The organism is Microbacterium sp. JZ70 (assembly GCF_053903225.1).
In genome coordinates this window covers 1200661-1220460 of sequence record NZ_CP096405.1, presented here as the reverse complement: position 1 = coordinate 1220460, position 19800 = coordinate 1200661, and the positions used below count along the sequence as shown (strand labels likewise).

The following is a 19800-nucleotide window of genomic DNA, read 5'->3' as shown; positions in this document are numbered from 1 at the left end:
CCATCCGGTCGGGAAAGCCAGGGAAAACGAGACATGCAGGGTCTGTCAGGCCGCGTTGGCGGGAGCGGTGCGCGCGCCCTCCCACTCGCCCGTGAAGTGGTTGAAGCACACGGAGTTGTCGAGCTTCGCCCGGTCGGGCGCCGCCTCGCCGCTCACGACCTTGCCCACCCGCTCGGGGTCGGGCGCGGCCATCGCGAGCAGGCGCGTGTAGTCGTGCTGCGGGTCGAGGATGACCGCGTCGGCCGGGCCGCGCTCCACGACGCGCCCCTTGTACAGCACGAGGATCTCGTCGGAGAAGTGCCGTGCGGTCGCGAGGTCATGCGTGATGTAGAGCACCGCGAGGTCGTCCTCGCGCTGCAGCCGGCCGAGGAGGTTCAGCACCCCGAGCCGGATCGACACGTCGAGCATCGACACCGGCTCGTCGGCGAGCACGACCTGCGCCCCGGGGGCCAGCGCCCGCGCGATCGCCACACGCTGCCGCTGCCCGCCCGAGAGCTCGTGCGGGCGACGCGATGCGAACGACGCATCGAGGTTCACGCGCTCGAGCATCTCGATCACGCGCTCGTGCGTCTCGTCGGCGCCGCGCGTGCGCCGGTGGATCCGCAGCGGCCGCGCGATGTGGTGCTCGATCGAGTGGAACGGGTTGAGCGACGCGAACGGATCCTGGAAGACCATCTGCACGTGGCGCCGGTACTCGGCCGGGGCGACCGGTCGGCCATCCGCCTGCCGCACGTCGATCTCGCCCGACGTCGGGTGCTCGAGCTTCGAGAGGATCCGCGCGATCGTCGACTTGCCCGACCCCGACTCGCCCACGAGCGCGACCGTGCGTCCGGGCACGAGCTCGAACGAGACCCGGTCGACCGCGCGGAACCGCCTGCGGCGCAGGCCCTCCCGCACGCTGAACTCCTTCACGAGGTCCGTGACGCGCACCGTGGTCATGCTCGAGCCTCCGCTCCGTCGGCGACCGGCGACTCGTCGACGCCCGATCGGATGAACGCCCCGCGCGACCCGCTGAGGCTGGGGAACGAGCCGAGGAGCTTCCTCGTGTACTCGTGGTGAGGATCGCGGTACATCTCGTCGGCCGCGCGCAGCTCGACGATCTCCCCGCGCAGCATGACCGCGATGCGGTCGCTGATCTCGAGCAGCAGCGGCAGGTCGTGCGTGATGAAGATCACCGCGAAGCCCAGCTCGTCGCGCAGGCGCACGATCTCGCGGAGGATGTCGCGCTGCACGACGACGTCGAGCGCCGTCGTGGGCTCGTCCATGATCATGACCTGGGGCTCGAGGATCATCGCCATCGCGATCATGACGCGCTGGCGCATGCCGCCGGAGAGCTCGTGCGGGAACGACGTCAGGCGCGACGGATCCACGCCCACGCGGCGCAGGACATCCGCCGCGCGCTCGCGCCGCTCGGCCTTCGACATCCGCGGTCGGTGCGCGACGAGCACGTCCTCGAGCTGCGCGCGGATGCTGATGACCGGGTTGAGCGCGTTCATCGCGCCCTGGAACACCATGGAGAGCTTCGACCAGCGGAAGGCGCGCAGCTCGTCGTCGGCAAGGGCGAGCAGGTCGACGTCGCCGCCCTCGCGGTCGTGGAACACGATGCTGCCGCTCGCGATGCGGGCCGGCGGCTTGTGCAGCCGGTTCACGGCGTAGGCGAGGGTCGTCTTGCCGCAGCCCGACTCGCCCGCGAGGCCGAGGATCTCCCCTGCTGCGAGCTCGAACGACGCGCCCTTCACGGCTGTCACGGGCTGCTCCACCTCGTACACGACCGAGAGGTCGTCGATGGTGAGGACGGGACGGCGCGCTGTCGTCGCGCTCATGCCGCACGCTCCTTCCTGCGGGCCTCACGGCGCGCGCGACGCTCGCGACGCGCGTGGAGGCGCACGTTCTTGAGCTTGGGGTTGATGATCTCGTCGATCGAGAAGTTCACGAGCGACAGGCCCATCCCGAACAGCGCGATGACGAGGCCCGGCGGGACGAACCACCACCATGCGCCCAGCGGCAGGGCGAACCCGTTCTGCGCGTAGAAGAGCATGGTGCCGAGCGTCGACGAGTTCGAGGCGCCGAGGCCGAGGAACGACAGGCCGGCCTCGCCGAGGATCGCCGCGATGACGGCGAAGACGAACTGCGACGCGAGCACGGGCAGGAGGTTCGGGAGGATCTCGACCGCGATCACGCGCCACGCCCGCTCGCCGGCGACCTTCGACGCCGCGACGTAGTCGCGACTGCGGATGGACAGGGTCTGGGCCCGCAGGACGCGCGCCGACCCTGCCCAGCTCGTCACGGCGAGGACGACCGCGATCGTCCAGAGGCCGCGCGCCTCGGCGGGCACGAAGCCCGAGATGACGATCACGAGCGGGAGGCCCGGGATGACGAGGAACACGTTCGAGAAGAGCGAGAAGGCCTCGTCGGCGAAGCCGCCGATGTACGCGCCGAGGATGCCGAAGAAGGCCGACAGCACGGTCGCGAGCACGCCGACGATGAGGCCGATCTCGAGCGACCCGCGCGTCGCGATCGCGAGCTGGGCGAAGACGTCCTGGCCGGTCTGGGTCGTGCCGAGGAGGAACTCCGCGGATGGCGGCGTGAGCCCGATGTCGCGGATGGCGCTCGGGTCGCCCACGAAGAAGGGGGCGATGAGGCCGAACAGGGTGATGCCGCCGATGAGCGCGAGCCCGAGCGCGAGCCAGGGCGTCATCGTGGGGAGCATCTGCCGCAGCGCCGAGCGCGAGCGGCGCACGCGGTCGGCACGCTGCTCGCGCGCGGTGCGCGAGACGATCGCCTCGGTCGCCTCGGCGACGGAGGGCTCTGTCCTGGGGGCGATGTTGGTCATGTCAGCTCCGGGCCCGCGTGCGGGGGTCGATGAGGCCGTAGAACAGGTCCACGACGAGGTTCGCGCCGAGCACCGCGAGGGTGATGAAGAGGAACAGCCCCTGCATGAGCGCGTAGTCGTTGTTCGTGACCGCCGACAGGAGCTTCGAACCGATCCCGGGGTACGAGAACACCTGCTCGGTGACGACGGACCCGCCGACGACGAACCCGAGCGAGATCGCGAAGCCCGCGATCGACGGCAGCACGGCGTTGCGCGCCGCGTAGCTGCGCAGGATGCGCGACGCCGGCAGACCCTTCGCGTGGGCGGTGAGGATGTAGTCCTCCGAGAGGGTCGAGACCATCATGTTGCGCATGCCCAGCAGCCATCCGCCCAGCGAGGCGATGACGATCGTCAGCGCCGGCAGGAAGCCGTAGTAGATGGCCGAGCCGATGAACTCGGCGCTCCACCCCGGGTTGAGCGCCACGTCGTACCCGCCCTGCGAGGGGAACATCCCGAGCAGGGTCGCGAAGAAGTAGACGAGGATGAGCGCGAGCCAGAAGTAGGGCACCGCGGCCAGCAGGGTGGTCGCCGGCACGAGGGAGTCGAGCCACGTGCCGGGCTTCCACCCGACGAGGGCGCCGAGGCCGACGCCGATGACGAACGAGAGCACCGTCGCGATGCCGATGAGGGCGATCGTCCACGGCAGGGACTGCCCGATGACCTCCGTGACCGGCGCCGGGAAGTAGGTCACCGACAGGCCGAGGTCGCCGCGCAGCACGTTCACGAGGTAGCTCCCGTACTGCACGATGAGCGGCTCCGACGTGTTGCCGCCGAGGAGGAGCTCGTAGGCCGCCCGGGTCTCCGCCGTCACCGTGCCGCCGCGCTGCTGGAGCTTGGCGAGCAGGATGTCGACGGGGTTGCCCGGGAGCAGCCTCGGGATGAGGAAGTTGAGCGTCAGCGCCGCCCACAGGGCGACGAGGTAGAAGCCCAGCTTGCGCAGGAAATAGCTCATGAGGTCGCGCCTCCCGTCTCGAACTCCTCCTCGGCCACGGTCACTTGCCCGTCGGCTCGAGGGCCTTGAAGACCTCGGCGTTGTCGGGCGATGCCCACACGGCCGGGAACGCGTACAGGTCGTCCTCGGTCGGCCATCCGCTGAACTTCTCGACGTTGTACTCGCTCGTCGTGCCGCCGGTCAGGATCGGGATGTAGGGCATTTCCTCGACGATCGCCGCCTGGATGACGTCGAACTGCTCCTGCCGCGCCGCGGTGTCGTCCGGGTTCGTGCGCTTGAGGACGGCGAGCGCCTCGTCGACGGCCGGGTCGCTGAAGCGCGCCACGTTGACGGGAGCCGCCTGGCCGACCTCGGCGGTGTTCGCCGACGAGAGGAAGTTGTTGTACAGGTAGTACGGGTCGCTCACCGCGCCCTGGCCGAGCGAGTCGATCGCGAGCTGGTACGTGCCCTTGCTCTTCTTGTCGGTCCACTCGTTCCACGAGGACTGCGAGGCCGAGAGGCCGATGCCGGCCGCCTTCAGCTGCTGCGACATCGTGTCGATCGCCGTGATGTAGTCGGTCCAGCCCGTCACGACCTCGACGGTGAGCTCGAGCTTGACGCCGTCCTTCGCGTAGATGCCGTCCGAGCCCTTCTCGTAGCCGGCGCCGGTGAGGATCTCGTCGACCTTGTCGAGGTCGGCCTTCGCGGGCGCGACCTTCTCCTCGATCTCCGCCGAGATGAACTGCTCCTGCGCGGGCAGCAGGGCGAACGTCGGCGACATCTCGCTCGCCGTGCCCTGGAACGCGAGGGCGTTGAGCTGGTCGCGATCCATGGCGTAGTAGATCGCCTGACGGACGGCCGGGTCGGTCTGCGGGCCCTCGCAGCCGAGGTCGGCGTTCGAGCACGACAGGAGCGCCATCTGGTTCATGGGCACCGTGATCGCCTCGTAGCCGGGGTAGTTCTCCGACACGTTCTCGATGTCGGGCACGGGGCCCGTCTGCCAGTCGATCGTGCCCGCGGCGAGCGCGTCGGCGCCGGCCGTGTTGCCCGACAGCGACAGGTAGCGGACGTTCTTCACGGCGGGAGCGCCGCCCCAGTAGTCCTCGTTGGCCGAGAGCGTGAACGCCTGCGGCTTGAACTCGCCGAGGACGTACGGCCCCGTGCCGACCGGCTCGGCCATGACGTCGGTCGTGGGGTCGACGTCGCCCCACAGGTGCTCGGGCACGATGAAGGTCTTGCCGAGCACCTCCGGGCCGGTGACGAACGCGGGCTCGGGGAAGGCGATCGAGACGTGCGTCGCGTCGACCTTGGTGACCTCGCCGTTGAAGCCGCCCGTGTTGAGCGCCGGGTTGTCGCGGATGAGCTCGAAGGTGAAGACGACGTCGTCGGCGTCGAACGCCTCGCCGTCGGTCCAGGTCACGCCGTCGCGGAGGGTGATGTCGAGCTGCGTGCCGTCCTCGTTCCAGGCGTACTCGGTCGCGAGCAGCGGCACGTAGTCGTTCGTGTTCGCGTTGGTGACGAAGAACAGGGATTCGTAGATCGTACCGAGGCCGCCGATCTTCGAGGGCGAGAACGGGTTGAAGTTGATCTGGTAGTCGCCGGACTGACCGGTGTAGGCGACGAGGGTGTCGGCGGAGCCGGAGCCGCCGTTGGAGCCCGAGGCGCCGCCCGAGGGCGCGCAGGCGGTGAGGGCGAGGCCGAGGGCGGCGGCCCCTGCGGCGAGCGCCAGGGAGGCGCGGCGTCCGCGTGCTGTGCGAAGAAACATCGTTGTCCTTTCCTCACGCCGCGGCGGAGGCCGTCGGCGTCGACGAGCCCTGGAGACCAGGGTTCCGGGAGGCGGGCTCCCGTTGCGACCATTGTTACGCACTGAAACGAACTCGGTCAAGGGCGTTTCGTAACGAACGGAACAAAGAGCCCGCCCACGCCGCAGAGCTGCGGCGTGGGCGGGCGAGGGATGGCGCGGTGTCAGGCCCTGAGGTCTCCCGCGTGCCGGAGGACGAGCGGAGCGGTGAACGCCGACGGGTCGACGTCCTCGGGCGCTCCGGTCACGGTGAACACGTGCTCCTCGCCGGGGAGCAGGCTCACGAGCCCCGTGTCGACGGCGGCATCGCGGTGGCCGCGATCGGCCAGGAGGAAGACGTCGCGCACGTACGAGCGCGCCGTCACGCGCACCCGCACCGCGCCATCCGCCCGCTCGGCGCGCACCTCGAGCGGCGCGCGATCGAGCGACTGCTCGACCACCTCGGCGAAGTCGTGCAGCGCGCGCCCGAAGCCGGGCGCGTCGACGACGAGCACCTCGCCGGTCGGGTCGTCCGCTGCCGCGACCTCGGCCGGCAGGGCGACCGTGGCGGCACCGCGCGCCTCGACCTCGGCGGCGATGACCGCCTCGGCCCGCACGGTGCCGTCGAACGCGAGCCGGCGCACGACGAGGTCGCCGCTCCACGCCTCGTCGGCGTCGTTGAGGAGCACCGCCGCGAGCCCGTCTTCGGCCGGCTGGATCGTGGCGAACCGCGGCGCGTACACGGCCTTGAGCGCGTACCAGAGCGGCTTGCGCCGCTCGGCGAAGTCGACGGCGGCCCACGAGATGACGGGCCAGTCGTCGTTCAGCTGCCACACGATCGTCCCGGTGTTGTACGGCGAGAGCGACCGGAAGTACGAGATGCCGAACCGCAGCGCCGCCGCCTGGTTCAGCTGCGTCGCCCAGTGCCAGTCGTCGATCGTCTTCGGGGCCGGCAGGTGCGGCCCGTACCCGCGCTCGAGGTTGATGTTGCCCTGCCACGCCTTCTGGTGCACGAGCATCTGCTCCCCCTGGGGGTCGAGCGGCGCGTCGTGCACGACATCGGTCAGGGTCGTCCACGCGGGCGGCCCCTGGAACCCGAACTCGGCGACGAAGCGCGGCTTCCACTCGCGGTATGCGGCGTAGTCCTTGGTGTTCCACACGTCCCAGATGTGCACGGTGCCGTACTGGTCGAGGTTCGGACTGAGGTACGACGAGAACGAGTACGGGCTGCCCGCGGAGTAGAAGCGCGTCGGGTCGAGCTCCGCGAGGAGCGCGGGGAACATCCGGCGGTAGTACGCCTCGCCCCACGTGAGTCCGCCGAGCTTCGAGCGCCACCCCCAGTCGGCGTAGGCGACGATGTTCTCGTTGTTGCCGTTCCAGATGACGAGCGACGGATGGGGCGAGAGGCGCGTGATGGCCTCGCGCGCCTCGGCCTCGATCTCGCGCGAGAGCCACTCCTCCTCGGCGTACGCGGCGCACGCGAGGAGGAAGTCCTGCCAGACGAGCACGCCCTGCTCGTCGCAGAGGTCGTAGAAGTCGTCGGACTCGTATATCCCGCCGCCCCACACGCGCAGGAGGTTCATGTTGGCCTCGGTGGCGTCGGCGATGCGGCGCGCGTACCGGTCCCGGTCGACCTCGGTGAGAAACGCGTGATCGGGGATCCAGTTCGCGCCGCGCACGTGGATGAGCCGGCCGTTCACGTGGAGGGCGAACGGGCTGCCGTCCTCATCGGGAGCGATGTCGACGTGCACGGTGCGGAAGCCGACCCGCCCCTGCCACGCGTCGACATCCGCGAGGCGCACGGCGACGTCGTAGAGCGGCTGCGCGCCGTGGCCGCGGGGCCACCACAGGTCGGCGTCGGGCACCTCGACGCGGACGCGTGCGGAGCTCTCCCCCGGCGCGACCTCGACCTGCTCGACGCGGTCGGCGATCTCGACCTCGACCCGCAGCGGGCCGCGGCGGAGACCGTCGGCCCGCTCGATCGCGACGTGAGCCTCGAGCACGCCGGTCGTGCCCTCGACGTCGACGAGCGGGCGCACGGACGCGATGCGCGCGGTCGACCACGTCTCGATCCGGATCGGCTTCCAGATGCCCGACGCCGCGACGTCGATGCCCCAGTCCCACCCGAAGCTGCTGCCCATCTTGCGCAGCGCGTTGTAGGGATGGTGGTTCACGTGCGGGCGCGCCCCGTGCCGCTCCGAGCGCTCGTGCGCGGCGGGCACGGGCGCGTCGAAGTCGATCCGGAGCGCGTTCTCGCCCTCGACGAGCGCGGCGCCGATGTCGAAGCGGTAGCTGCGGTGCTGGTTCTCGGTGCGGCCGATCTCGACACCGTTGAGCGTGATCGTCGCGAGCGTGTCGAGCCCCTCGGCGACGAGGTCGCGGCGCTCCGAGCCGTCCTCATGCCATCGGAACGTCGTCTCGAAGCGCCAGTCGACATCGCCGATCCACTGCTGCGTCGTCTCATTGTCGCCGTCGAACGGCTCGTCGATGAGACCCGCGCGCAGCAGATCGAGGTGCACCGACCCCGGAACGGTCGCGGGGATGGCCCGGCCGGCGACGCCCTCGGGCGCGGGGCCGGAGAGGGCGGTCACGGTCCAGGATTCGGACAGCGGGATGACGGTCATGCAGCTCCTTCGCCTCGGGCGCCCACTCGGCGGAGCGCTGTACTTAGTTCCATAGTCTTACAAACTATGGCGTACAGCGCGAGAGGGAAACCCGGCGGACGACCCGCTACAGAACGACCACGCGCCCGTCGTCGCGGCGCAGCGTGAGGCGGTAGCCGGCGGGAGCGCCCTCCTCGACCTCCGCGACGCCGTCGCCCAGGCCGAGGGCGTCGAGCTCACGGCGCAGGGGCGTGGGGTCGGGCTCGACGCGCACGAGCGAGACGAGCTCGATCGCGGGGATGGCCGACAGTCCGGGCTGCGCGGTCGCGCCCCAGTCGATGAGGAACGGCACGTCCAGCCGGACGTCCTCGCCGCGCGTGAGGCGCCATTCGAGGAGCTCCCCGTCGGGTGTGCGCCGCGACAGCGGCTCGATCGGGCCCGGGTCGTACCCCCGCTCGCGCGCCGCGGCGACCGTCGCGTCGAGGTCGTCGGGGTGCACGGCGTACGTCTGCACGCTCGGCGCGGTGAGGCCCGCGATGCCGAACTTCGTCGGGAGCGCGGCGTCCTTCCGATCGGGGTCGGGGCCGATGAGCTCGATGTACTGCGGGCCGCGCTCTCCGGCGACCGTGAGCGCGACGAGCGCGTTCGCGGTGCCCGTGGGGTGCACGCCACCGGGCGCGGCGCTCACCCCGGTCTCCTGCGCGAACCACCGCACGAGCGCGTCGAGATCGGGTCCTGCGATCACGACGTGGTCGAGGAGCCGCGGGATGCTCATGCGCCGCCGCGACGTCGGGCCGGCACCTCGGGCTCGCCGAGCGACAGCATGAGCCGGTTCGCCCAGTTGAAGAACGCGGCGCCGTTGATCACGTCGACGATCTCGGCGTCGTCGAGGCCGGCCTCGCGGAGGCGGGCGACGTCGTCGCCGTCGAACGCGAGCGGCGTCTCGGCGAGCGCGACCGACGACGCGACGATCGCGTTCCAGGTGTCGTCGCCGAGGTCGGCGCCGACACCCTCGTCGAGGAGGCGCTGCACGTCGTCCTCCCGACCCGACTCGCGCGTCGCCGCTGCCGCGTGCACGTGCGCGCAGAACACGCAGCCGTTGTGCCGCGACGTGGCGGCCGCCGCGAGCTCGCGCTCGGCTCGGCCGACGCCGCTCGAGACGTTGAAGAAGATGTCGAGGTCGGTCAGCGTGCGGGCCCTGAGCGCCTCGGGATCGCGCGCGAGCAGCCGGAAGTACGGCATCTTCGCGCGCGCCGGCTCGATGAGCGCCTCACGCTGCGCGTCGGTCAGCTCGTCCTCGGCGACGGGCAGGAGCCACGGCACCCAGCCGAGGCCCTGCTGCGTGAACGCCTCGGGGCGGACGAGGTCGGGGTACGGGGTGACGAGCTCGCTCATGCGACGCTCCCTTCTGCGGGGTGGGCGGCCAGGACGCGCAGGCCCCAGGCCGCGCGGAGCTGGAAGGACAGGAAGGCGACGAGCTGCGAGAGCGTGACGATGTCGTCTGCGCTCCAGCCCGCGTCGACGAGCGCCTGGAGCGCCTCCGGCCGCGCCTCGCGCGGGCGGAAGACGAGCAGGTGCGCGTGCGTGAGCGCGGCGGCGAGCCGCTCGCCGAGTGCGCCGGCGTCGGCCGTCCAGACGAGCCCCTCGCGGCTCTCGCCGGCGAGACCGGGCTCGCGGTAGACCCCGTACGGACCCGTCGTCGCGCCGCTCGCGGCGGCCGCGTCGACCGGCGCGACGAGCTCGGGCGCCTCGTCGCCGAGCACATCGGCGTAGAAGTCGGTCGCGGCGTCGAAGCCGTGCAGGCGGGCGACGAAGGCGGCGACCGCGTAGCGCTCCGAGAGCGGGAACGTGCCGGGGTCGGCGGGCTCGAGGAGCGCCTCGAAGCTGCGCTGCGCGTTCTCGCGCGCCTGGGGGCGCTGGTCTCGGATGGCCGACAGCGCGCTGCCCGGGGCGACGCCCGCGAGCAGATCGATGATGTCCGCGTTCTGGCTCATGAGGCTCCTTCGGTTGCGGGGACGAGCGGATGGTGCGCGGTGCGCAGCGACGACGCCGCGTCGGCGCCGGTCGCGTACCCGAGCCGCGGGGCGACCTCGGTCGCCAGCAGCTCGAGGGAGCGGAGCGTGAGCTCGTGGGGCGCCGCGACCGAGTGCACCTGGAACGACACATCGGTCGCGGCGGAGATCGCCTCGTCGGCCGCGAGCGTCGCGACGACCTCGTCGACCGTGCCGATGTGGGTGTCGGTGATGCGCACGAGCTCGTCGATCCCGAGCCGATCGGCGTCGAGGCCGAACATGGTCTCGGCGAGCCGGCGCAGCCCATCCTGAGCGAGCTCGAGCACGCGCGTGCGGTTCTCGGGGTCGACGACGACCGCCGTGCGCGACGCGAGGACGCGCGCGGGCGCGCCGTCGGGAAGCGCGTCTCGGTACGCCTCGATGATCGGCAGCTGCACCGTGTGCAGGGGCTCGTCGGCCGCTCCCTCGGTGCGCGGCTGCGTGCGCGAGAGCATGAGTCCGTCGCCGCGCTCGCCGGCACGGCGCCCTCCGTCGACCGAGAACGTCGCCTGCCACAGGCGCCGCGCGAGATCGCCGCCGTCGGGGTACATGCGCGACGCGGTGCCGCGGATGCCGCGCCCCTCGAGCGCATCGAGGAAGACCGCGAAGTGGTCGGCGAAGATCTCGCGACGGCGCGCGGCATCCTGCCCGAACGCGGCGAACGACGACGGAGTGCCGCCCGAGGCGACGCCGAGCTGCACGCGCCCGTCGCTCAGGCGGTCGAGCACGGCCGCGTCCTCGGCGGCGCGCACCGGGTCGTCGATCGGCAGGGTGAGGACGGCCGTGCCGAGGCCGATGCGCGTCGTGCGCTCGGCCGCCGCCGCGAGGAGAACGAACGGCGATGGGAGCCCGCCCTCGTGCTCGCCGAAGTGGTGCTGCGCGATCCACGCCGACGCGAAGCCGGACTCCTCGGCCTGCGCGATCTGCTCGAGCGCGAACCGATAGCGGTCCGCCGCCGGCGCCTCCTCGAGAAGGCGCGAGAAGAATCCCAGACGCGGTCCGGTCATCGTGCTCCCTCCTGCGCGTGCCCGTCGGCCTCGCGGAACGTCGTCCCGGGGATCGCGGCGAGCAGCTGCCGTGTGTACGGGTCCTGCGGGTCGTCGAACACCTGCTGGGCCGTGCCGTGCTCGACCTGCCGGCCCCGCTGCAGCACCGACACGGTGTCGGCGATCTGCCGCACGACAGCGAGGTCGTGCGAGATGAAGACGTAGGTGAGCCCGAGCTCGCTCTGCAGGCGCGCGAGCAGGCGCAGGATCTGCGCCTGCACCGTCACATCGAGCGCCGAGACGGCCTCGTCGAGCACGACGAGCTCCGGCTCGAGGATGAGCGCCCTGGCGATCGCGATGCGCTGCCGCTGCCCGCCCGAGAGCTCGCGCGGCCGGCGGCGTCCGATCTCCGGCGCGAGCGAGACGAGCTCGAGGTGGTGCGCGACGCGGTCCGCGCGCTCCGCCCGGTCGCCCAGGCCGAAGTTCTCGAGCGGCTCGGCGAGGATGCTCGCGATCGTCTGGCGCGGATCGAGCGAGCCGTACGGGTTCTGGTAGACGAGCTGGGTGGTGCGGCGGAACTCCCGCGCCGACCGCAGCGCGGTCACATCCACGTCGCCCACGCGGATGGTCCCCGCGGTCGGGCGGTTGAAGCCGGCGATGCTGCGCCCCGTGGTCGTCTTGCCCGACCCGGACTCGCCGACGAGCGCGTGCGTCGTCCCCTTCGGGATCGCGAACGACACGTCGTCGACGGCGACGAGCGGCGCCCGCCCCGCCCCGCGGGCGAACTCCTGGCGGAGACCGGTCACCTCGACGAGCGGACGCGCTCCGGGGTCGACCGCGGGCGGCGTGCGCTCGACGACCTGCGCGAGCGACGGCGCGTCGGCGAGCAGCGTGCGCGTGTACGGCGACTGCGGCGCCGTGAGCACGGCCGCCGACGGCCCCTCCTCCTGCACCTCTCCCCCGCGCATGACGACGATGTCGTCGGAGCGGTCGGCCGCGACGGCGAGGTCGTGCGTGATGAAGAGGATGCCCGTTCCGGTCTCCTCGCGGAGACGGTCGAGGAGGTCGAGGACGGTGCGCTGAACGGTCACGTCGAGCGCGCTCGTCGGCTCGTCGGCGATCACGAGCTCGGGCTCGAGCGCGAGCGCGGCGGCGATGAGCACGCGCTGGCGCATCCCGCCCGACAGCTCGTGCGGGTACTGGCGCGCACGCGTCTCGGGATCGTCGATGTCGACGCGCTCGAGCAGGTCGAGCACGCGCGCCTCGATCTTGCGGCGATCGCGCCAGCCGTGGATCCGCAGCGCCTCGCCGACGCTGGCGCCGATCGTCGCGACGGGGTTGAGCGAGTTGCCCGGGTCCTGCGGGATGAGCCCGATGCAGCGGCCGCGGAGATGGCGCCACCGACGCTCGCTCAGCCCGACGAGCTCGGTGGGGCCCTCCGACCGCTCGGCGAGGCGGATGCTCCCGCGCGAGACGTGCCCGTTCGAGGCGAGCAGGCCGATCACCGACTGCGCGACGGTCGTCTTGCCCGAGCCCGACTCGCCGACGAGGGCCGTGACCTTGCCGGCCTCGACGTCGAACGAGACGCCGCGGACGGCGTCGACCGGGCCGTGCGCCGTGCGGTACTGCACGGCGAGGTCGCGGATGGACAGCAGCGGTTCGGTCATGCCGGCTCGCCTCCTCGGATGGCCTGGCTCAGCCGGTTCGTCGCGAGCACGACCGCGACGACGACGGCGCCGGGCAGGACGGTCAGCCACCACGCGGTCGCGACGTAGTCGCGGCCCTCTGCGATGAGGAGACCCCATTCGGGCGTGGGCGGCGGGGCGCCGTACCCGAGGAAGCCGAGGGTCGAGATCTGCAGGATGGCCGAGCCGAGCTGCAGCGCGGCGAGGGCGATCACGGGCGTGAGCGAGTTGGGCAGGATGTGCCGCCACAGCACGCTGAGGAAGGTCCCGCCCGAGCCGTACGCGGCCTCGACGAACTCGCTCACGCGCACGCTCACGACCTCCGACCGCGCGAGGCGCGCGAACACGGCGATCGAGGTCACGCCGACGGCGATCGCGGCGTTCGTCGTGCCGAAGCCGAGCAGGATGACGACGCTGAGCGAGAGCAGGAGCGCGGGGATGGCGAGCAGCACGTCGACGATGCGCATGAGCACCTCGTCGACGACGCCGCCGGTCGCGCCGGCGGTGACGCCGAGGGCGGTGCCGACGACGAGGCCGACGAGCACCGCGATGAGCGCGCCGCTGATCGACTGGGAGGCGCCGTGCACGACGCGCGCGAAGACATCCCGCCCCGTGGCGTCGGTGCCGAACCAGTGCGCGGCGCTCGGCGCCTGCAGCGACGGCGCGACGGTGTCGGTCGGGCTGATGCCGGTGAAGAGGCCGGGCGCGATCGCCCAGGCGAGCGCGACGACGAGGACGACGACGGGGATGATGAAGCCGGGGCGCGCGAGCGACCGGCCGAGGCCGCGGCGCGCGCGGCCGGGGGCGATGGCGGTCATCGGACGGCTCCCTTCCGCGCGGGGCGCGCCGACGCGCGCGTGCGCAGCCGCGCATCGAGCACGGGGTACAGCAGGTCGACGACGAGGTTGATGACGACGAACGTGACCGTCGAGATGACGACGACCGCGAGGAGGACGGGGGTGTCGCGGTTCGCGACGGCCTGCGCCGTGATCTGGCCGATGCCGTTGCGGGCGAACACGGTCTCGGTGACGACCGCGCCGCCGACGAGCTCGCCGAACAGCAGGCCCGCCATCGTGAGGGTCGGCAGGAGCGCGTTGCGGGCGACGTTGCGCCAGAGCAGCCACGACGTGCTCGCCCCGCGTGCGCGGACCACCGCCACGAACGGGCGCTCGCGCACCTCGTCGATGCTGCGCATGAGCACCTGCGCGAGGGGCGCGGCGATCGGGATGGCGAGGGTCGCGACAGGCAGGATGAGCGACTGGACGGGGTCGGCGCCGATCGCGGGGATCAGCCGGAGCTGGAACGAGAAGATCTGGATGAGGATGATGCCCACCCAGAAGACCGGCAGCGAGACGAAGAACGGCGGAATCGAGCGGAACGCGCGACGCAGCCACCGCCATCCGCCGTACGTCGCCGTGAACGCGATCGTGACGGCGAGGAAGATCGCCGCGCCGAGCCCGAGCACCGCGAGGGTCAGCGTCGCGGGCAGGTTCACGGCGATGAGGTCGGACACGGCGGCGCCGCTCTGCACCGAGAAGCCGAAGTCGCCGCGCAGGAAGCCCGCGGCCGACTCGAGGTAGCGCACGACGAGCGGGCGGTCCACGCCGTACGCGGCGCGGATCTGCTCGAGTTGCTCGGGCGTGAGGCCGAGATCGGGGTTGCCGTACCGGGCGAGCACGGCGTCGCCGGGCAGGGCCGCGAGGAGCACGTACGCCGCCGTGTAGGCGAGCACGAGCACCAGCAGCGCCTGCCCGGCGCGTCGCAGGACGTAGGTCAGCAAGGGACTACTTGCTGAGCCACGTGTCGTAGAACAGCGGACGCCCGACCGACTCGGTGCGGAAGCCCTGCACGGCGTCGACGTAGCCGAACACCTGCGGCTCCTCGAAGATCGGCAGGATGTAGGCCTGCTCGGCCATCCGCTGCTGCGCCGCGGCCGACGCCTCGGCGCGGCCCTCCTCGGTGGGGCTCGAGGCGATCTCCTGCAGGAGCGCGTCGAGCTCCTCGTCGCCGACCGAGCCGTCGGGGTAGCCGTTCAGCAGCGTGTTGCGGTTGCCCGAGTGGTACTGCGACTTCAGGACGTCGAAGTCGGCGCGGCCGACCATCGAGTGATACACCTGCAGCGTGCCGACCTCGCCGCGAGCGGCGTCCTGCGCTGCCTGGTCGCCCGGCAGGAGGTTCACCTCGACGCCGAGCTCGCCCAGCTGCTGCTGGATGAGCGTGACGACCTCCTTCGAGCGCGGCTGCGGGAGCGCCTCGTTGAACGTGAGGCTGAGCTTCTCGCCGTCCTTCTCGCGGACGCCGTCGGAGCCGAGCTCCCAGCCCGCCTCGTCGAGCAGGTCGGCGGCCTTCTCGGGGTCGTACTCGTAGTACTCCGAGGTGTCGGTGTAGCCGAGCGCGGTCTCGGCGAGCGCGCCGGTCGCGAGCGGGTAGCTGTCCGTGAAGAGCGTCTCGACGATCTCCTCGCGGTCGATGCCCGCGATGAGCGCCTGGCGCACGCGGATGTCCTCGAGGAGCGGGTCGCGGAAGCGGAAGCTCAGGCCGTTGTTGACGCCGTTCGTCGCGGCGGCGTGCAGCGAGAGGCCGTCGGCGGCGAACTGGGGCTCGTCGGGCGCCTCGATCTGACGGGCGATGTGCGCCTGCTGAGCCGTCACGGTGCCGACGCGCACGCTGTCCTCGGGCACGACGAGGTAGTCGATGCCGTCGAGGTACGCGCGGCCCTGGTGCTCGAGCGACGGCGGCGCCCAGTCGTAGTCCTCGCGCGCCTCGAGCGAGATCTCGGTGCCGATCTCCTCGTCGGCGACGACGAACGGGCCGCTGCCGATGATCTCGGTCGCGTTGCCCGGGCCGAACTCCTCGCCCGTGCGCTCGAGCGTCTCGTTCGAGAGCAGGCCCGAGTTGATCGTCGAGACCGCCTGCGCGAAGCCGGGCGAGGGCGCCGTGAAGTGGAACTTCACCGTGCGCTCGTCGACGACCTCTCCGTGGTCGTAGTTGTTGATGGCCTCCGACACGGTGAGGGCGCGGTCGGGGTCGCCCTTGCCGAAGAGGTCGATGTTGCGCACGACGTTCTCGGCGTCGAGCGGCGACCCGTCGGAGTACGTCACGCCCTCGCGCAGGGTGAAGGTGTACTCGGTCGCGTCCTCGTTGACCTCCCAGTCCTCCGCGATCCACGGCTCGAGCTCGAGCGTCTCGGGGTTCTGGTAGAGCAGGCGGTCGGTGATGTTGTTGATGATGCCGCCGTTGGGGTAGAAGCCTCCGGCCGGCGGGTAGAGGGTGAGCCACGTCTGCGGCTCGAGGTACGTGAGCGTGCCGCCCTGCTGGGGCTCGCCAGAGCCGGCGGACTCCGTGGGGGCCGTGCCGCCCGAGCAGCCGGCGAGAAGCGCTGCTGCCGTGACGACGGATGCCGCGGCGAGCGCGGCGCGGGGGAATCGGGACATGGGAGTCTCCTCGGGACAGGGCAAGGGCATCGGCTCGGGGGCCGATGGATCCAGTCCACCACAGGCGGAGCCGATGGGCGCTGACGCGCTTCATGCAGCGTAAAGTCTGTCGATCCGGTAGGGATTCCCGCACGCGCCGGTCGATCGGATGTCGGTGCCCCCTCGTACGCTGAGGAGCATGGTCTCGAAGCGCCCCGCCCCGCCCGCCTACGTCTGCAGCGAGTGCGGCTGGACGAGCCCCAAGTGGGTCGGGCGCTGCGGCGAGTGCCAGCAGTGGAACACCGTGTCCGAGGCGGCGGCGCCCGCCGACGCGGGCCGCCGCGTCGCGCCGATGATCCCTACCGCGTCCGCGCGCCCGATCACGTCGATCAGCACGGCCGAGACGCCGCGCCGCGCGAGCGGCGTCGGCGAGTTCGATCGCGTGCTCGGCGGCGGCATCGTGCCGGGCGCGGCCATCCTGCTCTCCGGCGAGCCCGGCGTCGGCAAGTCGACCCTGCTGCTCGAGGTCGCGGCGCAGTCGGCGCGCGAGGGGCGCCGCGTGCTCTACGTGAGTGCCGAGGAGTCGCCCGGGCAGGTGCGCCTGCGCGCCGAGCGGACCCGTGCGCTGCACGACGAGCTGTTCCTCGCGAGCGAGACCGATCTCGCGCGGATCCTCGGGCACATCGACGCGGTCCAGCCCGCGCTCGTCATCATCGACTCGGTGCAGACGATCTCGTCGTCCCTGTCCGACGGCGCGGCGGGCATGCCGGGGCAGGTGCGCGAGGTCGCGTCGACGCTCATCCGCGTCGCGAAGGAGCGCGACCTCCCCGTCATCCTCGTCGGGCACGTCACGAAGGACGGCCAGGTCGCCGGCCCGCGCCTCCTCGAGCACCTCGTCGACGTCGTGTGCCACTTCGAGGGCGACCGGCAGACGAGCCTGCGGTTCATCCGCGCGCTCAAGAACCGCTTCGGCGCGGCCGACGAGGTCGGCTGCTTCGAGATGGCGGGCGACGGCATCGTCGAGGTGCCCGATCCCAGTGCGCTGTTCCTCTCGCAGGGCAGCCCCGAGCCCGGCACGTGCATCTCGATCGCCCTCGAGGGGCGGCGGGCGCTTCCCGTCGAGGTGCAGGCGCTCACGGTCCCGACGTCGGCGAACAACCCGCGCCGCGTGGTGCACGGCGTCGATCCGTCGCGCGTGGCGATGGTGCTCGCCGTGCTCGAGCGCCGCGCCGGCATCAAGACGAGCGAGCTCGACGTGTACGTGTCGACCGTCGGCGGTGTGAAGTTCACCGAGCCCGCCGCCGATCTCGCGATCGCGATCGCCGTGGCCGGATCGGTGCGGAACCATGCGATCGCCCGCAACGTGGCCGCCGTCGGCGAACTCAGCCTCGCGGGCGACGTGCGCCCGGTCACGCAGGGCGCGCAGCGGCGTGCCGAGGCGGCGCGTCTCGGCTACACGCGCGTGGTCGACGACCGCTCGGGCAAGCTCACGTCGGCGCTCAACGACATGCGGTCGCTGCACCTCGTCCCGCAGCACACGGGATTCGCCGACTTCTGATCAGGCGCGCCGCGCCATCCGCTCAGGCCTCGAGAGCCGCGAGCAGGTCGTCGGGGGTCGCCTGCATGGGGTGCGGGCCCGCGATGTCGAGGAACACCGACGTGATCGTGCGGCGGTGCTGCGTGAGGAACGCGCGCAGCCAGGCGGGCGAGTAGACGCCGACCGCGGGCGGCAGGTTCGCGGGCTTGTGGCGGGCGTCGCTGAAGAGCAGCAGCGCGACCTGGCCCGTGCTGGCGTCGCGGTACGTCCACACCTCGCCACCGTCGAGCGGGTCGTCCTTCGGCCCTGGCGAGAGCAGCGGCACGACGGTGTTGCCGTTGCGGAGGGCGAGGGCGACCGCCGCCATGTCCTGCTTCTCGAGAGCCTGCGCGAGCGCCTCGGAGCGGAACGCCGAGGGGTCGGCCGCGACGGACTTCTTGCGCTTCGAGGAGGCCATGCCCTCCACCCTACGGAGCCGCGCCGCGAGGAGGGAAAATGAGGGGCCCCTCGCCTCCGGGGTTCCGGGAGGTGAGGGGCCCTGATCCCTCCGATATTCGATGCCGCCGTGCTGGGGACACGATGTGCGGCGAGCTGCTGGGGACAGCTCTGGGATCATCTTCGGAGTCAGGTACGACTTTACGCGGCGCGCTTCGTCCTGTATGTCCCCCTTTCGGGGGACACCGCGCCTCGGGCGTGTCCGCCGGAGACCCTCAGCGCAGCAGGAACTGGGTCGTCTGCTTCGACGTCACTCCGGCGATCTCGACCTCGAGGTGGTACGACGCGCCGCCGCCCGGAGCGGCCGGCCGCGCGTCGCTGTCGCACGTGTCGACGCTCGACCGCGTGCGGTCCCACACGACCGGCTCGGCGCTCGTCACGGTCTGGCCCGCGGCGAGCGTGACCTCCATGTCGCTCGGCTCGCTCTGGCAGTCGGTCGAGGTCCACCACGTGTCGGCGCCGCTCGTCACCGTGAAGCGCTGCGTGGTGGTGCCGACGTTGAGCACGCAGTCGACGTCGCCCGTGTTCGTGAGCTCGATCGAGAAGCGGGGCTGCTGGTCGGCCGCGTACTCGCCCTGGTCGGCGAGCCCCACGACCTCGAGCTTCGCGGGGTCGCACTCCCCCGGTGCCGCGGGCTCGGTCGGCGTGGGCGTCGACGTCGGCGTGGGCTCCTCGCTCGGCTCGGCCGCGGCGGCGGGCGCCTCGGTCGTCGAGGCGGGGGCGGGGGTCGCCGCGGGTCCCGCGAAGAGCGCCTGCCAGGGCTGCGCGATCGCGAGCCAGACGATCCCGCCGATCACGAGCACGGCCAGCAGCAGCACCATGAGACGACGCCTTCGGTAGACGGCCTTCGAGGGGCGGCGACGCTGGCTCACGGGTGCATCCTCTCAGAGGTGCTTGAGCATCCGGGTGTTGCCGAGCGTGTTCGGCTTCACATGGGCGAGGTCGAGGAACTCGGCGACGCCCTCGTCGGGGCTGCGCACGAGCTGCGAGTACACATCGGGCGAGACGACCTGCTCGCCGATCGGCTCGAAGCCGCGCCGGCGGAAGAAGTCGACCTCGAAGGTCAGGCAGAACAGTCGCGTGAGGCCGAGGTCGCGCGCCTTGCGCTCGAGCCCGTCGACGATGGCGCGGCCGACGCCGTGGTGCAGCCATCCGTCCTCCACGAGGAGGGTGCGGATCTCGCCGAGATCCTCCCACATGACGTGGAGCGCGCCGCAGCCGATGACCCGCCCGCTCGCGTCCTCCGCGACGAGGAACTCCTGCGTCGCCTCGTAGAGCACGACGAGGTCCTTGCCGAGCAGGATCCGCCGCATGACGTACGGCTCGAGCATCCGGTGCACCTGCTCCATGTCGGCCGCTCGCGCCGCGCGCACCGTGAACTCGGTCATCCTCCCACCCTAGGACGGCGCACCTCAGGCTCCGCTGAGCGCGCCGCGGGCACGCGAAA

18 protein-coding genes are annotated in these 19800 nt (G+C 71.8%); 1 reads left to right on the top strand and 17 read right to left on the bottom strand.

Annotated elements, in window-relative coordinates:
- Positions 1 to 45: 45 nt before the first annotated feature.
- The 14 genes from M1D46_RS05470 to M1D46_RS05405 all read right to left on the bottom strand — a co-directional run bounded on the left by M1D46_RS05470 (position 46) and on the right by M1D46_RS05405 (position 16342).
- The gene (locus M1D46_RS05470; protein ID WP_282978989.1) at positions 46 to 939 is read right to left on the bottom strand and encodes an ABC transporter ATP-binding protein; all 894 of its coding nucleotides are present in this window, start codon (positions 937 to 939) and stop codon (positions 46 to 48) included.
- Positions 936 to 1823, bottom strand: a complete 888-nt coding sequence (locus M1D46_RS05465) for an ABC transporter ATP-binding protein (protein WP_456286865.1) — start codon at positions 1821 to 1823, stop codon at positions 936 to 938. Before M1D46_RS05465 ends, M1D46_RS05470 begins: the two co-directional genes overlap by 4 nt.
- Positions 1820 to 2833 carry an ABC transporter permease gene (locus M1D46_RS05460; RefSeq protein WP_271173132.1) on the bottom strand — a complete coding sequence of 338 codons (1014 nt, stop codon included), beginning with the start codon at positions 2831 to 2833 and terminating at the stop codon, positions 1820 to 1822. Before M1D46_RS05460 ends, M1D46_RS05465 begins: the two co-directional genes overlap by 4 nt.
- A gap of 1 nt (position 2834) precedes the next feature.
- Positions 2835 to 3824 (bottom strand): ABC transporter permease, encoded by a 990-nt coding sequence (locus M1D46_RS05455; RefSeq protein WP_456284641.1) that lies wholly within the window; start codon positions 3822 to 3824, stop codon positions 2835 to 2837.
- 40 nt (positions 3825 to 3864) lie between these two features.
- A complete protein-coding gene (locus tag M1D46_RS05450) occupies positions 3865 to 5568 on the bottom strand; it encodes an ABC transporter substrate-binding protein (protein WP_456286864.1) in 1704 nt (567 codons plus the stop codon).
- Between the two features lie 200 nt (positions 5569 to 5768).
- Positions 5769 to 8207 (bottom strand): glycoside hydrolase family 2 protein, encoded by a 2439-nt coding sequence (locus M1D46_RS05445; protein WP_456286863.1) that lies wholly within the window; start codon positions 8205 to 8207, stop codon positions 5769 to 5771.
- A 106-nt stretch (positions 8208 to 8313) separates the two neighbouring features.
- Complete coding sequence (locus M1D46_RS05440; RefSeq protein ID WP_456286862.1) at positions 8314 to 8961, bottom strand: VOC family protein; 648 nt, start codon at positions 8959 to 8961, stop codon at positions 8314 to 8316.
- Positions 8958 to 9581, bottom strand: a complete 624-nt coding sequence (locus M1D46_RS05435; protein ID WP_456286861.1) for an alkylhydroperoxidase domain protein — start codon at positions 9579 to 9581, stop codon at positions 8958 to 8960. Before M1D46_RS05435 ends, M1D46_RS05440 begins: the two co-directional genes overlap by 4 nt.
- On the bottom strand, positions 9578 to 10180 hold the full coding sequence (locus M1D46_RS05430) for a CMD domain protein (protein ID WP_271173138.1): 603 nt from the start codon (positions 10178 to 10180) through the stop codon (positions 9578 to 9580). Before M1D46_RS05430 ends, M1D46_RS05435 begins: the two co-directional genes overlap by 4 nt.
- Positions 10177 to 11244 (bottom strand): putative FMN-dependent luciferase-like monooxygenase, encoded by a 1068-nt coding sequence (locus tag M1D46_RS05425; RefSeq protein ID WP_456286860.1) that lies wholly within the window; start codon positions 11242 to 11244, stop codon positions 10177 to 10179. Before M1D46_RS05425 ends, M1D46_RS05430 begins: the two co-directional genes overlap by 4 nt.
- Positions 11241 to 12890, bottom strand: a complete 1650-nt coding sequence (locus M1D46_RS05420; RefSeq protein ID WP_455968953.1) for a dipeptide ABC transporter ATP-binding protein — start codon at positions 12888 to 12890, stop codon at positions 11241 to 11243. The genes M1D46_RS05425 and M1D46_RS05420 overlap by 4 nt, the downstream gene beginning before the upstream one ends.
- On the bottom strand, positions 12887 to 13726 hold the full coding sequence (locus M1D46_RS05415) for an ABC transporter permease (RefSeq protein WP_271173141.1): 840 nt from the start codon (positions 13724 to 13726) through the stop codon (positions 12887 to 12889). Before M1D46_RS05415 ends, M1D46_RS05420 begins: the two co-directional genes overlap by 4 nt.
- On the bottom strand, positions 13723 to 14685 hold the full coding sequence (locus tag M1D46_RS05410) for an ABC transporter permease (protein ID WP_271173230.1): 963 nt from the start codon (positions 14683 to 14685) through the stop codon (positions 13723 to 13725). The genes M1D46_RS05415 and M1D46_RS05410 overlap by 4 nt, the downstream gene beginning before the upstream one ends.
- Positions 14686 to 14692: 7 nt before the next feature.
- Entirely contained in the window at positions 14693 to 16342 is a 1650-nt protein-coding gene (locus M1D46_RS05405; RefSeq protein ID WP_271173142.1) for a TIGR04028 family ABC transporter substrate-binding protein, read from the bottom strand.
- Positions 16343 to 16520: 178 nt separating this feature from the next.
- On the opposite strand from M1D46_RS05405, the gene radA reads away from it, so the two are divergent.
- Positions 16521 to 17879 (top strand): DNA repair protein RadA, encoded by a 1359-nt coding sequence (radA, locus tag M1D46_RS05400; RefSeq protein ID WP_271173143.1) that lies wholly within the window; start codon positions 16521 to 16523, stop codon positions 17877 to 17879.
- Positions 17880 to 17901: 22 nt separating this feature from the next.
- Here radA and M1D46_RS05395 read toward each other — a convergent pair whose 3' ends face one another.
- The 3 genes from M1D46_RS05395 to M1D46_RS05385 form a co-directional block, all read right to left on the bottom strand.
- Entirely contained in the window at positions 17902 to 18315 is a 414-nt protein-coding gene (locus M1D46_RS05395) for a dehydrogenase (protein ID WP_324012509.1), read from the bottom strand.
- A 253-nt stretch (positions 18316 to 18568) separates the two neighbouring features.
- Positions 18569 to 19225, bottom strand: a complete 657-nt coding sequence (locus M1D46_RS05390; protein WP_456286859.1) for a hypothetical protein — start codon at positions 19223 to 19225, stop codon at positions 18569 to 18571.
- A 12-nt stretch (positions 19226 to 19237) separates the two neighbouring features.
- A complete protein-coding gene (locus M1D46_RS05385; protein WP_271173146.1) occupies positions 19238 to 19741 on the bottom strand; it encodes an amino-acid N-acetyltransferase in 504 nt (167 codons plus the stop codon).
- Positions 19742 to 19800: the final 59 nt, after the last annotated feature.